Annotated in this window: 18 protein-coding genes; 17 read left to right on the top strand and 1 reads right to left on the bottom strand. The window is 51.9% G+C overall.

Annotation, left to right across the window (positions count from 1 at the left end; translation table 11 throughout):
- Window positions 1-18 precede the first annotated feature (18 nt).
- The 17 genes from R7093_RS20160 (at window position 19) to R7093_RS20080 (ending at window position 16,471) form a co-directional block, all read left to right on the top strand.
- On the top strand, window positions 19-339 hold the full coding sequence (locus R7093_RS20160; RefSeq protein ID WP_000547566.1) for a hypothetical protein: 321 nt from the start codon (window positions 19-21) through the stop codon (window positions 337-339).
- A 303-nt stretch (window positions 340-642) separates the two neighbouring features.
- Entirely contained in the window at window positions 643-828 is a 186-nt protein-coding gene (locus R7093_RS20155) for a hypothetical protein (RefSeq protein ID WP_001186917.1), read from the top strand.
- Between the two features lie 219 nt (window positions 829-1,047).
- Window positions 1,048-2,016: an AAA family ATPase gene (locus R7093_RS20150; RefSeq protein ID WP_000085162.1), complete on the top strand. Its 969-nt coding sequence runs from the start codon at window positions 1,048-1,050 to the stop codon at window positions 2,014-2,016.
- Window positions 2,017-2,026: 10 nt separating this feature from the next.
- Window positions 2,027-2,935 (top strand): hypothetical protein, encoded by a 909-nt coding sequence (locus R7093_RS20145; protein WP_000739139.1) that lies wholly within the window; start codon window positions 2,027-2,029, stop codon window positions 2,933-2,935.
- A 60-nt stretch (window positions 2,936-2,995) separates the two neighbouring features.
- Window positions 2,996-3,526: a single-stranded DNA-binding protein gene (gene ssb / locus R7093_RS20140; protein ID WP_000987165.1), complete on the top strand. Its 531-nt coding sequence runs from the start codon at window positions 2,996-2,998 to the stop codon at window positions 3,524-3,526.
- Between the two features lie 94 nt (window positions 3,527-3,620).
- Window positions 3,621-4,610, top strand: a complete 990-nt coding sequence (gene bet, locus R7093_RS20135) for a phage recombination protein Bet (protein ID WP_001282585.1) — start codon at window positions 3,621-3,623, stop codon at window positions 4,608-4,610.
- Between the two features lie 62 nt (window positions 4,611-4,672).
- Window positions 4,673-5,683 carry a YqaJ viral recombinase family protein gene (locus R7093_RS20130; RefSeq protein WP_000706865.1) on the top strand — a complete coding sequence of 337 codons (1,011 nt, stop codon included), beginning with the start codon at window positions 4,673-4,675 and terminating at the stop codon, window positions 5,681-5,683.
- Window positions 5,684-5,882: 199 nt separating this feature from the next.
- Window positions 5,883-7,160 (top strand): DUF3150 domain-containing protein, encoded by a 1,278-nt coding sequence (locus R7093_RS20125; RefSeq protein WP_000170086.1) that lies wholly within the window; start codon window positions 5,883-5,885, stop codon window positions 7,158-7,160.
- 84 nt (window positions 7,161-7,244) lie between these two features.
- Complete coding sequence (locus R7093_RS20120; RefSeq protein ID WP_000039318.1) at window positions 7,245-9,041, top strand: VWA domain-containing protein; 1,797 nt, start codon at window positions 7,245-7,247, stop codon at window positions 9,039-9,041.
- 61 nt (window positions 9,042-9,102) lie between these two features.
- On the top strand, window positions 9,103-9,438 hold the full coding sequence (locus R7093_RS20115; RefSeq protein ID WP_001071288.1) for a hypothetical protein: 336 nt from the start codon (window positions 9,103-9,105) through the stop codon (window positions 9,436-9,438).
- A 264-nt stretch (window positions 9,439-9,702) separates the two neighbouring features.
- Window positions 9,703-10,242, top strand: a complete 540-nt coding sequence (locus tag R7093_RS20110; protein ID WP_000018872.1) for a hypothetical protein — start codon at window positions 9,703-9,705, stop codon at window positions 10,240-10,242.
- A 90-nt stretch (window positions 10,243-10,332) separates the two neighbouring features.
- Window positions 10,333-10,833 (top strand): hypothetical protein, encoded by a 501-nt coding sequence (locus R7093_RS20105; protein WP_000793769.1) that lies wholly within the window; start codon window positions 10,333-10,335, stop codon window positions 10,831-10,833.
- Between the two features lie 73 nt (window positions 10,834-10,906).
- Complete coding sequence (locus R7093_RS20100; RefSeq protein ID WP_276427839.1) at window positions 10,907-11,398, top strand: hypothetical protein; 492 nt, start codon at window positions 10,907-10,909, stop codon at window positions 11,396-11,398.
- A 46-nt stretch (window positions 11,399-11,444) separates the two neighbouring features.
- Window positions 11,445-12,584 carry a tyrosine-type recombinase/integrase gene (locus tag R7093_RS20095; RefSeq protein WP_172692929.1) on the top strand — a complete coding sequence of 380 codons (1,140 nt, stop codon included), beginning with the start codon at window positions 11,445-11,447 and terminating at the stop codon, window positions 12,582-12,584.
- Window positions 12,581-14,227 carry a hypothetical protein gene (locus tag R7093_RS20090; protein WP_172692930.1) on the top strand — a complete coding sequence of 549 codons (1,647 nt, stop codon included), beginning with the start codon at window positions 12,581-12,583 and terminating at the stop codon, window positions 14,225-14,227. Before R7093_RS20095 ends, R7093_RS20090 begins: the two co-directional genes overlap by 4 nt.
- Window positions 14,224-16,077, top strand: a complete 1,854-nt coding sequence (locus R7093_RS20085) for a hypothetical protein (RefSeq protein WP_172692931.1) — start codon at window positions 14,224-14,226, stop codon at window positions 16,075-16,077. Before R7093_RS20090 ends, R7093_RS20085 begins: the two co-directional genes overlap by 4 nt.
- Complete coding sequence (locus R7093_RS20080; RefSeq protein ID WP_169630805.1) at window positions 16,061-16,471, top strand: TetR family transcriptional regulator; 411 nt, start codon at window positions 16,061-16,063, stop codon at window positions 16,469-16,471. The genes R7093_RS20085 and R7093_RS20080 overlap by 17 nt, the downstream gene beginning before the upstream one ends.
- Before the next feature lie 114 nt (window positions 16,472-16,585).
- Here R7093_RS20080 and R7093_RS20075 read toward each other — a convergent pair whose 3' ends face one another.
- Complete coding sequence (locus R7093_RS20075) at window positions 16,586-17,554, bottom strand: integron integrase (RefSeq protein ID WP_008169685.1); 969 nt, start codon at window positions 17,552-17,554, stop codon at window positions 16,586-16,588.
- Between the last annotated feature and the right edge of the window lie 370 nt (window positions 17,555-17,924).

Here is a 17,924-nt window from a genome sequence, read left to right as displayed (position 1 = left end):
TTACATAGGAGCAACACCATGCACATCATCACTTTCATTGTAGTTCTGCTTGCATCTCTGGGCGCACTGTACGTAGGCGCGAAGGCATTTGCTTTTTCCTTCATCGTTCTCGCTAAAGTGTTCCAGCGTATCGGTTTGTTCCTTTGGAACAAATTCGCAGTTCCTGCAATGCGGTCTGTACAGGCCGTCATCAAAGAACGTGCTGCCAAGGCTGAACAAGCCAAAGCAGTCGTTGAACCTGAGGTAACTCAAGTTCAAGAAGTCGCTAAACAAGAACCTGACTGGGATTATCTCGAAATCCCGACTTACCTTCGTAAGGGCAAGGAACTTGTTTGGTAATAACTGTCGCTGAGTAATCTTCGACACTTTCAAACCCATCGGGGCAACCATACCCCGACGGGGATGTTGCCCCTTTTTGCTTAGGAGCAACATCATGGAAATCGCTATCATCGCTTTGTGTATCCCTACTGGTTGGGCAATCTCTCGTCCTTTCGTGAGAATCGCTGAATCGTTCGGTTACTGCTGATAGTCAACGCAAAGGGAGGGGGCAACCCCTCTCTTTCTGGTCAAGCCTCTGTGGCTTGTCCTCAAAGTCTTCTGGTGTCAGTTGGCTTTGACGACAAGCTACAGGGGGAATGTCGAATGCAACAGAATCTTCATGTTTACGACGATCACGCAGGCATCATCTATCTGGCTGATGGACGCGAGGTGAAATTTGATCCGAAACTGTATTCCAGCTCCTACCAGGCGCACAGTGAAGCAGTGAAGTGGGCCAAAGAAACCGGGGTCATTGGTCAAAACGACGATGTGGTGATGTTCGTCCATTGAGGGAGTGGCCTCCAGGAGAGGCTACTCTCCTCGCTCCTTAAAAGTCTTCTTACTCATGGTGAATACCATCAGTAAGCAGATTTTGTTCTCTTCGGAGAGCGAAAAGTGCGATAGCTGGTCGCCAAAAACAAACAGCAAATTAACGTTAATTTACTAGCCCAACCGGGCGCATCCGCCCGGTTCGGGACGTGGTGCGCCTGTCACAATAGGAGCGCACCTATGTCTCAATACTCTCAATTCTCAGTAAGCAAGGTTTTCGGTATGCCCAGCATTCCGGAGAAGGTAACGGCCATCGGCTACGCTGACGGTTCAAACCCTTTCATCCCTGCCACTGATACCAACTACGTTTTCCGCAAAGAGTTTCTGCGAGAGGTCTTGGCCTATCTCAAAGAGCCTGGCGGTGACGCATTGTTCGTAACCGGCCCTACCGGGTCTGGCAAAACCTCAGGTATCACCGAGATCGCTGGTCGTCTCAACTGGCCTGTTCAGCAAATCACTGCCCACGGGCGGATGGAGCTGACAGATCTGATTGGACATCACGCTCTGGTCGCGGAAAAGCCTGGTCAACCACCTGTCATGAAGTTCATGTATGGACCTCTGGCAGTCGCTATGCGTGAAGGTCATCTGCTCCTCATCAACGAGGTGGATTTGGCCGACCCTGCCGAGCTGGCTGGTCTCAACGATGTCCTTGAAGGGCGTCCCCTTGTGATCGCTCAGAATGGCGGGGAAATCATCAAGCCGCACCCGATGTTTCGTGTGGTCGTTACTGGTAACTCTACGGGGTCCGGTGATGCTTCTGGTTTGTACCAGGGGGTGATGATGCAGAACCTCGCAGCTATGGATCGCTATCGTTTCACCAAAGTAGGGTATGCGGATGAGGAAGCTGAACTCAGCATTCTTGGCCGTGTTACTCCGAAACTTCCGGAAAATGTGCGGAAGGGAATGGTTCGGATTGCTAATCAGGTCCGCAAACTGTTTCTTGGCGAAAACGGTGAAGATGGTCAGATCAGCGTCACCATGTCCACTCGGACGTTGGTGCGTTGGGCGAAACTGTCTCTAGCGTTCCGTGGTGCCCCAAATGCTCTTGAATACGCCCTGGATCAAGCTCTGCTTATCCGTGCGGCCAAAGAGGAGCGTGAAGCCATCCTGCGTGTTGCGAAGGATGTGTTCGGGGACCAATGGCGCTAAGGGGTGACGCATGAAGAAAAATGACTGTTTGTGCCGTCGTTACACTGCTAAAGAGTGGGGCAATGACGAAACCACAATAGAAGTCTTCATTGGCTACAAGTTGCTCCGGGAGCCCAGCTCCTCGGAGCCAGGCCAATTCACGATGGTCGAGCTACGCCGAACCGTCACTGATGGGAAAGCTGAAAATTGGTCTGAGACAAAGCTCGAAGGACCTTTTGAAGCTAACGGCCCAGACACGATCCCAATGTCCTACAAGGACAAAGAAAGCCAGTATGTGTCACAGTTTCTCAGCCAGGGGTACACCTTTCTGGATGAGGTGCTGGTAAACGCAGAGACACAGACGGTGCTGGAAGGGGGGAATGTTTCAGCCGGACAAACAGCCAGCTTGGGATCTCTCAACTGGCTGTTATCTCCGCCCTCTGAGTTACCTCCAGGTGACATAAACCTCTTCAAAGGTTTTGTTGCTGGGGTTTTTGCCAAAGGAGCCGGTTTAATCGGCTTTGAGGTTGCTCGGAGCGAAGGCTCAAATGACTTGCTACCCAGTGTGCTGATGCGTACTGACAGCGGTTATGAGCTTGGGGTTAGCACTGGACTAGGCGAAAACACTATCCATCCAGCTACGCTGGAAGGCGCTGGTGAACTCCGCCCGGAACATGGTCACAAACCCCTGCTGATGTTGGTTTACCTGCAACAGCGTTTCGCGGATGACTTTTCAAACGTAGAGAAGCCGCTGGTGGCATTCTGTGATGAACAGGGTGATACCTTCGACTACGAGCGTTTTGATTCACTAAAACCCCTCATTGAACGGTTTGGTTTCAGCTACGACGAAGTAAGAGCAGATGCAGAAAGGCTTGGCCTTGTATCTGAGCTGATTCGCCTGGCAGAGATCGACGCCGAACAAGAGGATCACTTTTTTTAACCCTTACGGGGGCTTGCTCCCCGAAAGGGGCGTTGGCCCTCTCCAAATAACTTGGAGGTCATGATGTCTAAAGGCGTCAACAAAGTAATTCTGGTCGGTAATCTCGGTTCTGACCCGGAAATTCGCTACATGCCAAGCGGAACTGCCGTTGCCAACTTCAACGTTGCAACAACGGATACGTGGCGCGATAAGCAGTCTGGCGAGCAAAGAGAGCATACTGAGTGGCACCGTATTGTGCTTAAAGGTCGTTTGGCAGAAGTCGCTGGTGAGTACCTGAAAAAGGGCTCCCAAGTCTATCTCGAAGGGAGCAACCGCACCCGGAAGTGGACTGACAGCCAACAAATCGAGCGCTACACCACCGAAGTACACTGCGTTGAAATGCAGATGCTTGGTGGTCGTGGAAATGCACCTCAGGACAACTCTCAACGTGCAGCGCCCCAAAAAGGGCAACGTACAGGAGCCGGTACGCAATCTGCTCCTGTGCAGCAATCAGCACCGCAAGGTGGTATGGGCGGAGGCTATGGTCCCGCTCCTGATGGCTGGGATGATGACATCCCGTTCATGCGGCTGCACCACTTGGCTGGCGGGTAACACCGCCAACTCTTACTAAACCCCACGGGGGCACTCATGCCCCGAGGGGGTCATGGTGTCCTCAAACCGTTCATTCGTGAATTGGAGAAACACCATGTCTGATAACAAATCTCTTGTAACCCGTATCGCAAGCCGGTTTGGCGTGGACACCCGAAAGTTCTATGAAACTTTGAAGGCGACCGCATTCAAGCAGCGAGATGGAAGTGCCCCGACCGATGAGCAGATGATGACGCTCCTGATCGTGGCTGAACAGTACGGTTTGAACCCTTTCACTCGGGAAATCTATGCGTTTCCTGACAAGCAAAATGGGATCATTCCGGTAGTAGGTGTTGATGGTTGGAGCCGCATCATCAACGAGCATCCCCAGTATGATGGCGTCGAGTTCGTGTATTCGGACAAGATGGTCAGAATGCAGGGGGCGAAAGTTGACTGCCCTGAGTGGATTGAATGCGTGATTTACCGTAAGGACAGATCTCGCCCTATCCGCATCAAGGAGTTCATTGATGAGGTGTACCGTGAACCGTTTCAGGGTCAAGGTCGCAATGGTGCTTACACTGTTGATGGCCCCTGGCAAACGCACACCAAGCGTCAACTCCGGCACAAGTCGCTGATCCAGTGTTCTCGTGTCGCATTTGGTTTCTCTGGTATTTATGACCAGGATGAAGCTGAACGCATCCGTGAAATGGAGCAGGCATCGGCCATTAACCCGGCTATTGCCAATCTCCCTTCACCATCTCAAGTTCAAAGCCAAGAGCCTTTGGCTATTGAGCACAAAGAGCTTGACCCGATCCTAACCAAACTCGCAAATCGCGCCATTGCTGAAAACGCATGGTCTGCGGCGCATGAGTATGTGAAGGGACGGTATGAAGGTTCGGAACTGCAATATGCGACTCAATTCCTTCGTGACAAGGAGATGGATCAAATGGAGCCTCCGAAACCTGACTACCAGGAAGCGCACGAGCAAGAGTCCGCCGCTGGTGGTTCTGCAAATGCTGAACCTGGTGCCGAAGAAATGCCGCCTTTGAGTGACGAGGACATGATCCCTGTTACAGAAGAGGAGGGCGCGGAAGGCAGTTACTACTAACCCCAACGGGGGGGACTCCCCCGCTGGGGGAGATCTCCCTCCTAACCATTGGAGAGAGGTCCATGAAAATAGTCAACCTATCGCAACGAGAGGAAGATTGGCTTGATTGGCGGCGTCAAGGTGTAACAGCCACTGACGCCGCTATCCTGCTCAATCGGTCTCCGTACAAAACACGATGGAGACTGTGGGCCGAGAAGACTGGGTATGCGCGTGAAGTCGATCTGAGTCTTAATCCGCTGGTTCGCCGGGGGATAGAAAACGAAGATGCTGCAAGACGCGCTTTCGAGGAGAAGTATGATGACATGCTGCTCCCCGCCTGTGTCGAATCGGTTCAATACCCGCTCATGAGGGCCTCCCTGGATGGCCTGAGAGATAACGGGGAGCCCGTCGAGCTGAAAAGCCCGAGTGCGACTGTCTGGGAAGATGTTTGTGCTGAGAAAGCAAACAGCAAGGCATACCAGCTTTATTACCCGCAGGTGCAACACCAGCTCCTGGTAACGGGGGCCAAGCAAGGCTGGTTAGTCTTCTACTTTGAAGGTCAGATTCAGGAGTTTCCAATACTCCGAGACGAAGCCATGATTCAAGAAATCTTGGCCGAGGCTAAAAAGTTCTGGCAACAGGTAGTAGACAAGAAGGAGCCCGACAAAGATCCAGAGAGAGACCTGTACATACCGCAAGGTGAAGAGGTCAACCGTTGGATTGCTGCTGCTGAGGAATACCGCCTCTATGATGCTGAGATTCAGGAGCTGAAACAGCGACTGTCTGAGCTTCAAGAAAGGCAAAAGCCTCATCTCGACACCATGAAGTCCCTCATGGGGGAATACTTCCATGCCGACTACTGCGGTGTGATGGTAACGAGATACAAAGCGGCTGGCCGGGTAGACTACAAAAAGCTGTTGGCTGATAAGGCGTCAGGCGTGAAGCCTGAGGATGTTGACCAGTACAGAGAGAAGTCATCAGAGCGGTGCCGTGTAACGGTTACTGGCTCTGTGAAGCCACGGTACATTGTTGATGAGGACGTGCTTGCTCCTCTTGATGATTTGCCGGAAGAAGTAGAGACGTTCTACTGGTGAGTGGGGGATTTTCCCCCGCTTTCCCTTGGGGATTCTGGGAGTCTCCAACGGAAAGCAAGATTTTGTTCTCTTCGGAGAGCGAAAAGTGCGATAGCTGGTCGCCAAAAACAAACAGCAAATTAACGTTAATTTACTAGCCCAACCGGGCGCATCCGCCCGGTTCGGGACGTGGTGCGCCCCCAACTTTTTGGAGTGCATCATGACTAAAGTGAACCATCTACAAAGCCTCTGTGTTATCCACGTAGACTTTGACATCTGGAGTGGACAAACCCGTTTGTCTGCATCTGATCTCAAGCTGGGCGAGGGTGGTGAAATTCCACCTGAGAAAGTAGCTCAACTGGGAAGTAAGAAGATCTGTGATCCGGCTAAGCTGAAAGGCTTTCATCGCCTGAAAACAGAAACTCGTCGCCTCCTGCTGAAATTCGGTATGCCGTTCATGAACGGATTTGCCGTACCCGTCAGCAAGACCGATGAAATCTGTAACAAGCTGAATGACATAAACTTTCAGTTTAACCAACTGAAACAGGATTTCATCAAAGGTTACAACAAAGCCGTGGATGAATGGTGTCAGGAGAACCCTGAGTATGAACGAGCTATCCGTGCCGGAGCCCTTCCAAAGGAAACGGTCGAGGAGCGGATTGGCTTTGAGTACCAGGTGTTCATGATCCAGCCTGTGAACGAAGATGAGGCCAACGCCAAACGCCTTAACCGCAAGGTTGAGCGCTTGGGTGACGATCTCATCTCCGAAGTGGTTCAGGAAGCGAATAAGTTCTATATGGAACGTTTGGCCGGTCGAGACCAATGTGCGGTCACTACTCGGCAGACACTCCGTAACATCCGCGACAAGGTGGATGGGCTTAGCTTCCTGAACAGCGCTTTTAACCCTCTGGTCAAGCTGCTCGACCAAACCCTCCGGGGATACGAGCAACATGCCGATGGCCGAAACATCGTTGCGCCTTTCTTTTATCAGGTCGTGGCCGCAGTGCTGATCATGAGCGAGAGGGACCGCATCGAGCAGTATGCCAATGGCTCGATTACTGTAGAGGGCATGGCTAATGACATTGGCGGTTCGGGAGCCCAGATGGGGGACCGTTCTAAAGATGAAAAGGCCGAACAGAAAAGCGATAAAGCCGGTGAGCTTATCCCTGCAACAGAGGGTGGCGAAACCAAGCAGCAACAGGTAGGTGGTACTGAATCTGTTCAATCAGAACAGACTAACAGCGGTGGTAACGCTGTTGACCTGGATGAAGACATCGACAACTTCTTCAAGAGTTTTGCAGAACGAGGCGAGGGTGAATCGGAAGATGAATCCAATGCCGGTGATGTGGTTCGAGAAGAGCGCGTTGATGTTGAGGATGAGCCGGTTTTGCCTGAGGAAACTCCGGTAGAGCAAGAGCCTGTCCAAGAGGAGCCGACAGAGGAGCCTCTCAACCAGGAGCTGCCTAAAACTGACGACGATGGCGACTATTTCTTCTAATAGTCACTTCAACTAAACCGACCCGGAGGGGATAGCCATTCCCTCCAGGGGTGGACTATCTCCTTCCCTACCAGGAGAAAAGATATGTCCAAAAAACGCACCATTTACAGCGCTCTACCAATCGTGGCCGCAGCCTATGGTGAAAAACTCGGTGTCAAAGTCGCCATCGGTAACGATGACGCATACACCGATGGTAAGACCATCGTGGTTCCGAATATCCCCGACGACTATCCTCACATGGATGCTGTCTGGGGGTATTTGGCCCATGAAGCAGCCCATGTCCGGTTTACGGACTTTGGTGTTGAGCGCCGCAGAGGTCTTCATGCTGAGTTGTCCAACGTTTTGGAGGACTGCCGCATAGAACGGGCCATGATGGAACTCTTCCCCGGTACGTCGCAGACCCTGAATGAGGTTGCTCGCTATATGGCTCAAGCTGGTCATTACGAGCACGTCACAGACAAAGAGGCCCCTGCCTCCATTCTGACAGGGTTTTGTTTGTACTGGTTGCAAACCAAGGCTGTAGGGCAATCCGTCCTTCAACCCTATCTCGATTCGGCTACCCCCGTATTCGAGCGCGTGTTCCCTCAGGGTGTTGTTGTTCGGCTGAACGCTTTACTGCGTAAGGCTGTGAACACTAAGTCAACCGCAGAGGTGACATCCTTGGCCGACCAAATCATCAAGATGATCGAGGAGGAAAAGGAGAAAGAAGAGCAAAAGCCCCTGAATGGTCAGGATGGTAACAACCAGCAGAATGCTGGTGGCAACCAACCTCAGAACAGTCAGGGCGGAAGTGGTAACGATCAAAACCAAGGGCCTGATGCCAATGGTGGTGATCAGCAAGGTAAAGACCAGAAGCAAGACGATGCTAACGGGAAATCTGATCCGAAAGGACAGGGCGACCAAGGCAAGTCGGATACTGATGGTGGCAGCAAGGCAGGACAAAGCCAGGCTGGTGGCAATTCTGACGCGGCGAAACAAGACGCGGCCAAAATGCTCCAGCAGGTTCTGAATGCCGGTGCCGGTGATTTGCGTGGTGACGCGCATGATGCACTTAAAGCCGAGCTCAACCGGGTGGCTCAAGATAAGGGGGACAGTAGCTATATGACTGTTCGCTCTGCTGTGAACACCCAGGACAACCCTGCTGTTGGCAAAAGCCTGGTAGGGGATGTGAAGAGCACCACTTCAAAGATAAGAACGCAGCTCTACGGATTGGTCCAGGCCAGCCAGCGAGTTGCTCACCGTAACCAACGATCAGGGAAGCGTGTGGATGCTCGGAAACTACATCGTGTAGTGACGGGTGATACCCGCGTATTCCTCAAGCCGGAAGCCAAGAAACGCCCTAATACGGCGGTTCACATCCTGGTTGATATGAGCTCCTCGATGGCCTACAAGGCCGCCAATGGAAAGGAGCGTCAAGACATTGCGCGGGAAGCGTCCTTGGCTATTTCGATGGCTCTGGAAGCAATACCCGGCGTAAACCCGGCAGTCACCTTTTTTGGTGGCAACCGGAACCAGCCAGTGTTCAGTGTCGTGAAGCATGGAGATACGGTTCAGAATCGGGCCGGTCGGTTTGGGTTCAAAGCAACTGGCGGTACGCCTATGGCGGAAGCTATGTGGTATGCAGCTTTTGAACTCACCAAGACCCGTGAAGAGCGAAAAATGTTGATCGTAGTGACTGACGGGCAGCCTCAAAGCGCCCCGGCATGTCGCTCAGTGATTGACCTCTGTGAACGAAGCGATGTTGAGGTGATCGGCATAGGGGTAGAGACTACCGCAGTGTCAGGACTGTTCCAAAAGAACATTGTCATTGATGATGCGGCAGCTCTGCAACGCACACTGTTTAAGTTGATGGAGCGGTCATTGACTGCTTTTGCAGCTTAACAGGAAGTGAAACGACAAACGGCTATCCCTTCGGGGGTGGCCGTTTTTATTTGGAGAGTCTATGAACCAATTCCATTCATCTTTGGATTTGTATCATCGGAACAAAGGTAGAAGGGCTACAGTGCCGGAGACGCCTTTTTTACTGCTTGCTAAGCGCATTCCTCCGATGTACTGGAGACTGTTCCAGGGTGTTACTTTGGATAGTCGTATGGGATACACAGGCAGGCGGCAGTTCCACAGTCTTGGGCAAGCAATCGACTGGGCAAAGTCATCAGTTGGCGATTCCTGGTCAAATAAGCGCTTTCACAAGCCGGTAGGCCTCGATGTATTGCTGGCCTGTACTGCGAGTAAGGTGCCTGAACATCTGGTCGAAGAACTGAAAAGACGGGGCAGTTGATGCGTCTTTGAGCTTTGCACCCGAAAAGGGCAGTTTGAGCGTTCCTGTTCACACAGCTCTCGTGGAACAATCAAAGTGAGGAGGGAATACCCTCCCACTTTCTCAGAGGCCTTCATTGAGGGTTGCTGAGAAAGTGAATTTTGTCCTCTCTGAGGGCGAAACGTGCGATAGCTGGTCGCCAAAAACAAACAGCATTCAACCTCAGCCTAAGGGCGCACTGCGCCTGACAGGCTCTGTGTGCCCAAGTTACTTTAAGGAGCACACATGTCTCATCTGAACAATCTCAAATCCGTAATGATCTCTCTCGCCGCCGAACATAAGCTGCCTGAAATCTACCAGGATGACATCACTACCGATGTGGAGTCTCTGGATCGATTCGATGGTTTACGTCTGGTCTGGCTGTTGCGGTCTTGCGGCAGCGTATTGGTGCCAGCGGAAGTTGGCGTTAATCCGATCTATATCACCCATTGGTTGTGGTCTAACCACGGTCAACAGGTGGTTCCATTCTCTGTGGATACCCGCACGGGGTTGATTGAAAAAATCGACTTCGAGCAAGCTGAAAAGCTGATCATGCAGATGCCTTGCAACCTCTCTTCATTGCAGAACAAGGAATACTTGGTTGACCAGGTAAACCGAGTGTTGCAACGAGGTTGTGAAATGCGTATCTGGGGTATCTTCGAGTCTCCAAGCTCGGTGGAATCCGTTGGTGGTTGGAAAGAGTGGCAGAGCTATTTCAGCTCTACTGGGAATCGACTGATGGCCGATTTCGTTGGTAAAGCCATTCGATTCACCAACCCTCGATAAATCGCCGTTCAACCATTAACCCTAATTAACCCTATGGGGCTCCGATAGCCCTGAGGGGACGGGGCTCCGCAATCGCAATAAGGAGTCCCTATGAAAAACCTATCAGCTTTGGAAGCAGTTCTTGACTACGACAAACCTTCTCGACGTTTTCTTGATGAGCTCAACGAAAACCAGATGAAGGATTTGTCCGGGGAAATCTTCGCCAAGCTCTACTGGAGCAAGCGTAATCCCCAGTGGTACGAGAAAGACACCAATCGGCTGTTTGCACGACTTCGTTGGGTTCAGCGCATCATCAAGAAGCGCTTGAAAACCGGCAAGGTTAAACCTGAACTGACAGAAAATGGTTCAGTGATGGAGCGCTTCAACTTCCCTTATGGTGACACTCTCGATTTCTTCCATCGGTACTTGCGACATCCCAAATGGGAGGTTGTGTATCAAGAATCGGGGTGCAGTGCCTTTTGGAAAAATGAAGCAACGCTTGAGCTATGCACCTACTGCGAAGGTGATGTGGTCATGATGAAGGCTCCTGATGAAGCAACCTTCTTTCGTGATTGCAATCGCCTTAGCTGGTGGTATGCAGATAACGCTTGATCTTAATCCCTAACCAGGGGCGAACCGGCCCCTGATGGGAGCATGGTGCGCCCCATCTATGATGGAGGACGCCATGTTCAAATCATCAGTATGCTCCTACGAAAACAGGGGGCCTTACGGAAACAACAAGTACCGAGGCAACTGCTCGGGCTTTATCGTTAAAGACTTCATTGAGTCTTACATGAGAAAGCCGAACGGGCTGGTGGCAGACCCAAGTGTTGGGGGTGGCTCTAGCATCGACGTTGCCAATGAACTTGGTGTCCGTTTCAAAGGGACAGACTTGCATCAGGGGTTCAACCTGTTGCGGGATGACTTCCTTTCGTTCCTCGGAGAGCCTGCACACCTGATCTGGTGGCACCCTCCTTACTGGGACATGATCCAGTATTCAGGTAAGCAGTGGGGCGAGCCCAACAAATGGGATATGAGCCGCATGAATTTGCCTGAGTTCGTTGAAGCCCTTGAGCTGGCCGTTATGAATATTCATGACGCCTGTGAGCGAGGAGGGCATTACGGAATCCTCATGTTTTGTACCACAGCTAATGTAACTATCCTGTTGCAGTCTTAAACCACTCCTTTATACTGAATAAAAATACAGTATTGGAGGTCCGAGGGTGGAGTTTCTTCTTGCTACACCAGAGTTTGAAATCAGGGGCCATTCCTATGAAGGCTTCCCGATTCTTCTCAAATCCAATCATGATGTGTTTGTCGAAGGAATGGAATTTCTCGTTCATCACTGCTTAAAACGTGGAAGTGTGCAAAGCCGACGTAGTTGGGAAACGTTTGGAAGGGATCTGTGTGATTATTTCGAGTTCATTGAAGCCAATGGGTTTGATTGGAGAGAGCTTGATCACCGAAATCACGAAACCCTGTTAGCCCTGTATCGCGACGTTTCCTTTGATCGATTTAACCTTAACGCCTCCACGGTAAACCGACGACTTCACCTGGTCATCAAGTTTTATCAGTTTGCCCTCAAACAAGGTTGGGTAAGCACGTTGCCGTATGACCTTGAAACGGTGAGAGTCAAACAGACAAAGGGTTTCCTCGCACACACAGACACGTCCGGGGGGTATGCCGTAAAGCCGGATGTGCTGCTGAAAACCACGCCAACCAGGATCAAAGTCCTCAACAAAGAACAAGTGGAAGAGCTGCTCAAAAGTATCAACAACAAAACGCTTCGATTGATCGTTCGCCTGGCCTTGCTGACGGGGTTGCGTAAAGAAGAGCTTCTGACGTTTCCAGTTACTTATGTGTCAGCCCCCCAATCGATCTCGGCTCGAAGTCATGTAGTTGTTGAGCTTAAACCCCAAGAGATGAGCACCAAGGGAGACAAGCCACGGACGATCCATGTGCCGATATCATTGATGGCGGATCTCTGGGACTACGTGATTCACGAACGTCATGAAACGATCCGAAAGCACGGCACAGACCCCAAAACCCTCTTTGTGACCGCCAAGGGCAAGTCCTGGAGCATTCCAACCTCGCTCAACAATCAACTGAACCGATTGAAGCTGTCGTTCGCCTGCCATCCCCACATCCTGCGTCATACCTACGCGACGCACACCCTGAAATCGTTGTTGTCCCGAAAGAGCACGACTTTCAATCCCTTGATCTATGTCCGAGATCGCCTCGGCCACAGCAGCATTACAACGACCGAAAAATACCTGCATTTCCTCGACGACATTGAAGACGACCTGCGCACCAGTTATCAGGAAGAAATTGAGGAAACCGCGAAGGAGGCGGCCTGCGCATGAAAAAAGATTTCACGCTAGACGGTGATGATATTGGGGTTAAGGCGGTTGACGAGACGGCGAACAACGCGAAGACCGAAACCATCGAACCATCGCCGCTCTCAAAGCCAGAGAACGCGGTCGTTGCCTTTCCCGAAAACACAACAAACACGAGAAACGCGGACTTCGGGCCATTTTACGGTCAGGGCTTTGACGACATCACTGCCGCTTGTCAGTGCACCCTCGAAAAGTTGATCACAGAGAGCGCCAATACCAACGGAAAGTCTCTCAGCTTGACCACAATTGTGGGTTATTGGAACGTTGGCTTTCGTTTTTTTGCGCCCTTCCTGTCGTTGCTCCACGCCGCTAGTGGTGAACGCCTGACCATGGCGGATCTCAACGCCGAAACGATCAAGCGATTTATTCAGCACCTGAGAAACGAGCCCATCGAATACGGCTCGCAAAAGGGTCACTTTACCAAAACCAAATCTTTGCTTGTGGCATCTCATCGGTTCGGGTTCTGGCCGGAAGTAGATATGAAAACGGTTTGGCCTGCCAATCCGTTTCCGAATTCCAACAAACGACGTAAGGGCCAGAAGGCGCTCAGCAAAAATGAAAAGCGGTTTTTGATCAAAGCGCTGCGCACAGAGATGGAGCGGATTGTGGCACACTCTGAGCCGCTGAACAGCTACGATTTGACCGTTTGCGTGGTGTCCATCGCCCTGTCCACTGGAATGAATCCGGCACCCATCCTGGAACTCACCACGGACTGCGTGCAGCCTCACCCGCTCAAATCCAACCTGCGGCTGCTTGTGAGCTTTAAACGTCGCGGCAACGCCACGCACGTGGTTGCCCTGAGAAAGTCTGAGGAAGTATCGGAAATGGCCAGTGTCCACCTATATGCCGCTGATGCCATTGATCTGATCGTTACGAGGAATGCCTCTATACGCGCCCAGCTGGGTGATCGGGGGCGACTGCTGGTCTACGAGCCAGTGCGGGGCAAGCACGCGGGCAAACCATGTCGACTCACTGCCAGCCATTTGCACTACATCATCAAGCTACTTGTCGACCAACACCAGCTTCAAACGGACGATGGGAAGCCGCTCATGTTGAACGTCACTCGGTTGCGTCAGACGCTCCTGAATCGCGTGTGGGAGATGTCCGGCCAAGATCCGTTGATCACGGCCAGAACGGGACGACACACCGTTCAGACCGGCAATGCCCACTACTGGGAAGCACCACCAGAAGCGGAAACCAATATGCGTTTTTTAGGCGAGGCGCGTGTTCAAGAGCTTCTTAGCAAGCCGAATATCATCGCCAGTGATCGGACGCCCGTTGCGTCATGCCAGGATGTCCGCCGAGGGCACCGATCCCCGAAAAACGGCGAGCCCTGTCAGGACTATCTGGGCTGTTTCCGGTGCAAGAGCTTTGTGGTGACCGGCGATGACCTGTATCGACTGTTCAGCTTCTACTGGGCCGCCCTGCGCAACTACGACACCTTTGGGGGCAAGCGCTGGACGAAATACCTAAAGCAAGTCATCCGTTTGATCGATGAGGAGATCGCCCCTCGCTTTGACGCGAACCTGGTGGCGGAGCAACGGGAAAAGGCCAAAAACCAACCTCACCCCTTCTGGCGAGACCTCAGCATGGCGAGGATGGCGATATGATCGAGACCTCCGGCGCAGAGGTGCTGGCCAACCGCGAGTGGCTGTTGAAGGCGTTACCCAGCGGTGAGGGACTGCACGGTATCATCACCACAGATCGGGCCGACGGGTTGCTGTACGTACTCTCACGATACGAAGATCCGGAGTGGTGGTTGCCGAAATCGAAGAGCACGGCAAACCGGAATGACGCTGATCGAAAATTGAACTTTGCTCGGATCACCGGGGAGCAGCTGCGATTCGAGGCCAAAATTATCCTGGCACGGTCAATCTGGCGAGAGCGCGAGCTGAGCAATGGCACTATTAAAGTGTTGTTCGGCGATTTGGTGTGTTGGTTGAACTGGTTACACGAGCAGGGGATTAGCACTCAGGAGAAGGTGACGCCTCTGGTAGCCGCCCGCTATGTGGAATTCGTCCACCGCCTTACTTCTGCAAAAAGACCCTTCAATCCACTTGCCAGTCAGACGAAGGCGCATAAGTTCTTTGCTGTTGAGCGATGCTGGCAACTCCTTCGGGATACCCCAAGCGCGTTTGGTCACCCCTGGCCAGAAAGCTCGGCCGTCTCCCTGGCCGGGCACAAACAATCAACCAAAGCCAAGACTAAGATCATTCCAGATAACATTCTTAGGCACCTGTTCCAGCACGCCGAATCCCTGCTCGGTCAAGCTGACACCTTGCTGGCACATCGGGATGCGTTGGCTGACTTCAAACCTTGTTCTGAAAAGCGAACGACACAAGCCAGTGAAATGTCTCGCTACCTGAAAAGCCGCGGTTGGGATTCAGGGCTCGGCGCATTGAACAGCACACTCCTCGACCTGCGTGATGGATGCTTTGTCATCATTCTGGCGACGACTGGCATTCGAGCCCATGAGCTCGGCAACATCCGGCGGGATCAGTGGCACAGTGAAGTTCGAGATGGCGAACGGTTCTACTTCCTCGGCTCACGCTCGGACAAAACTTACGCGGGCGAAACCTCATGGCTTTGTCCAGAGATTGCGATTCGGGCTGTAAAGGTCGTGGAGAGGCTTTCAGAGCCCTTGCAGACGGAGCTTGAGCAGGCTCTGAGAGCCGCAGAAGCGTCCGGAGACTTGAAGGAGGTGACCCGACTTCGGCAGTGCTCTGGCTGCATCGGGCTAACGAACGGTGGGGGCAAGAGAAATTGTATCACTGTGCTTAGCGGCCCAACGTTGAACAAAAGACTCAGGATGTTTGCAAAGAACCTCGGGACGGACTGGAAGCTTGCGTCTCACCAATTTCGTCGCACCTTTGCCAACTATGTCGTCCATCACAAACTGGGCGATCTGCGGTATTTAAGGGATCACTTCAAGCACTGGAGCCTCGATATGACCATCCTGTATGCAATGAACGAGACGCAGGATCTGGAGCTCTACGACGAAATCTACGCTGCCTTTGACGGCAAGCGCCAGGCCATTGTCGGTCACTGGTTGGAGCCTGATACGCCGCTTTCAGGTGGCATGGCCGGTCATATTCGCCAAATGCGAAACCGCTCGGAAGAAGTGCGTACCTACAAAGATCGAAAAGAGATGATTGAGGCCATCAGCGAACTGGTTTACCTGCGGTCCACTGGCATTGCCTGGTGTACCAATGATACCGGCGTGGACTGTGCGGGTGGCCAATGCGAAGGCTGTGAGCACGGCTGTATTGACGATACCCACAAGCCGTTCTGGGAAGGGCTGTACTTACAACAGATTGAGCTTCGGCAGATCGATGACCTGGACGACTCGGGATCAAAGACGGTCGAGCGCACCATGGAACGCTGCGAGAGGGTGTTGACCGATCTCGGTGTAGACATTAATCGCCTCAAGGAGCAAGTGATCGATGTCGAAGCCATCTGAATCAGACACTCACAAGCGTATTCGGCTGGCCATTGTTCGATTGGAAAAAGGCCAGCCCAAGGTCGTTGAGAAGGGCAGGAAAGTCTCGGTGGCCGCTGTTGCCGAAGAGGCCGGAGTCAGTCGTGCCTTGATCCACAAAGACTACCCAGACATGCTGGAGCGCATCCGGGGCAATTCCAACAAGGCGATCCAGAGACAGCGTGACGAGAAGCACGAGAAACTCAAGGAAGAGCGTTTCAAGAATCGTCAGTTACGGGAAAAAATCGTAGATTTGACCGAGCAGCGCAACGAACTTGCTTCAAAAAACGCGACTCTTGAGCTCGAAAACCGCCGACTCTCGGCAATCTTGGACAGTAAAAACGTTACAGTTTTTAGGGGGAAATCGGGTGAGTAGTGTTATATGGCTTTTGGCCGGAACCTTTTTCTTCCACTTTGTAAACAAAAGCGAACATTCGCCGCACCCCCAATTCCAGGCTTTACGCCCCTTAAACGGGTAAGCAATGCCCCATCAAGAACTTGGCAAACGATCAAAAGGGCTGACGGTTCCAGCACGTCGATCGCCAATGACATGCGTGTAGATTTCTGTCGTTCGAATGTCGCTATGCCCAAGAATTTCCTGAACCGTCCTGATATCGCTCCCCGATCTCAATAACTCTGTCGCAAAGGCATGCCGAAAGGTATGAGCCGTCACACGCTTGGTGATTCCCGTGGCCAGAACGGCCTGCCTCAATCGCCGCGAGTACGATGAATGATGAAGATGGTGGCGGCACACATAACCAGCGATGGGATGAACGCATCTTGTTACGGATGGGAACAGGTACTGCCAACCAAAGTCCTTCATGGCCGGTCCATACTTCTTGTGAAGTGAGGCCGGCACTGACGTAAGCCCGAATCCATCGGCCAGATCGGACTCATGTACAGCCCTGACATGGGCGAATTGTCGCTCCATGTTTTCTCTTAGATTGCCTGGAATCAGTGTGTATCGATCTTTTCGTCCCTTACCGTTGAATACGAGCAAACTGCGGCTTTTTAGGTCGATGTCTTTCACGCGAAGCGAAAGAGCTTCGTTGATTCTCAAACCGCATCCATAAAGAAGCGCAGTGATGAGCCAATACTCTGCATCCATGTTTTGAAGAATAGAAGCAACTTCATCGGGACTCAGAACGGTTGGCATGCGTCGAGGCGTTTTCGTCATCTTGTACTGTAGGTTTTCAATCTCCCGCTTCAGCACATGCTTGTAGACAAAAATAATCGCGCATAGCGCCTGATTTTGAGTGCCCGGACTGACTCCCCGATTGACGGCGAGGTGATTCAGGAAACGCTCAATTTCGTGATTACCCATGACTTTTGGGTGCTTCTTGTCATTGAAAAGGATGAACTGACGAACCCAGTAAAGATAGGACTTCTCGGTTCGGTAGCTGTACTGCTTTGTCCTAATTTCTGTGCGGACCGATTGTAGAAACGGTGATTTCGACACGCTCGCCCTCCGTGGCTGAATGCTGTATGTACGTACAGTTATAATAAAAAACACCCAAAAACACCAAAATTCTTGCGGCTTAATTTGCACGGCCCTGCTCGCTTTTCACAATGCATCTCTGTAGGTATCTGTTTCAGCATGGGAAAAATTCGACCCACTGGATTTAACGTGCAAAAACGTGTATAAATATCCCACGTGCACACTTTTCACAGAACCAAAAGCTCAAAAGCCCCCTGAGATGGAGGGGTAATGATCTGAAAAATCGAGGTTATTCAGGTTGTGAAGCAGTATTGGACTGGGTGATGGTGTTGCGGTTTAATAAGAAAGCAAACTAATAAGCTGTTAGAGGCCACTCAACTATGAGTTTCAT

The sequence above is a fragment of the Vibrio sp. 1580 genome, assembly GCF_033340055.1.
This window is presented reverse-complemented; position numbering and strand designations above follow the sequence as displayed.

Bases quoted from the DNA above. Each gene is read 5' to 3' on its own strand.
- ssb (WP_000987165.1), top strand. From the start codon at position 2,996: ATGATGTCTAAAGGCGTCAACAAAGTAATTCTGGTCGGTAATCTCGGT.
- R7093_RS20115 (WP_001071288.1), top strand. From the start codon at position 9,103: ATGAACCAATTCCATTCATCTTTGGATTTGTATCATCGGAACAAAGGT.
- R7093_RS20160 (WP_000547566.1), top strand. From the start codon at position 19: ATGCACATCATCACTTTCATTGTAGTTCTGCTTGCATCTCTGGGCGCA.
- R7093_RS20090 (WP_172692930.1), top strand. From the start codon at position 12,581: ATGAAAAAAGATTTCACGCTAGACGGTGATGATATTGGGGTTAAGGCG.
- bet (WP_001282585.1), top strand. From the start codon at position 3,621: ATGTCTGATAACAAATCTCTTGTAACCCGTATCGCAAGCCGGTTTGGC.
- R7093_RS20155 (WP_001186917.1), top strand. From the start codon at position 643: ATGCAACAGAATCTTCATGTTTACGACGATCACGCAGGCATCATCTAT.
- R7093_RS20150 (WP_000085162.1), top strand. From the start codon at position 1,048: ATGTCTCAATACTCTCAATTCTCAGTAAGCAAGGTTTTCGGTATGCCC.
- R7093_RS20105 (WP_000793769.1), top strand. From the start codon at position 10,333: ATGAAAAACCTATCAGCTTTGGAAGCAGTTCTTGACTACGACAAACCT.
- R7093_RS20100 (WP_276427839.1), top strand. From the start codon at position 10,907: ATGTTCAAATCATCAGTATGCTCCTACGAAAACAGGGGGCCTTACGGA.
- R7093_RS20110 (WP_000018872.1), top strand. From the start codon at position 9,703: ATGTCTCATCTGAACAATCTCAAATCCGTAATGATCTCTCTCGCCGCC.
- R7093_RS20120 (WP_000039318.1), top strand. From the start codon at position 7,245: ATGTCCAAAAAACGCACCATTTACAGCGCTCTACCAATCGTGGCCGCA.
- R7093_RS20125 (WP_000170086.1), top strand. From the start codon at position 5,883: ATGACTAAAGTGAACCATCTACAAAGCCTCTGTGTTATCCACGTAGAC.
- R7093_RS20085 (WP_172692931.1), top strand. From the start codon at position 14,224: ATGATCGAGACCTCCGGCGCAGAGGTGCTGGCCAACCGCGAGTGGCTG.
- R7093_RS20080 (WP_169630805.1), top strand. From the start codon at position 16,061: ATGTCGAAGCCATCTGAATCAGACACTCACAAGCGTATTCGGCTGGCC.
- R7093_RS20145 (WP_000739139.1), top strand. From the start codon at position 2,027: ATGAAGAAAAATGACTGTTTGTGCCGTCGTTACACTGCTAAAGAGTGG.
- R7093_RS20130 (WP_000706865.1), top strand. From the start codon at position 4,673: ATGAAAATAGTCAACCTATCGCAACGAGAGGAAGATTGGCTTGATTGG.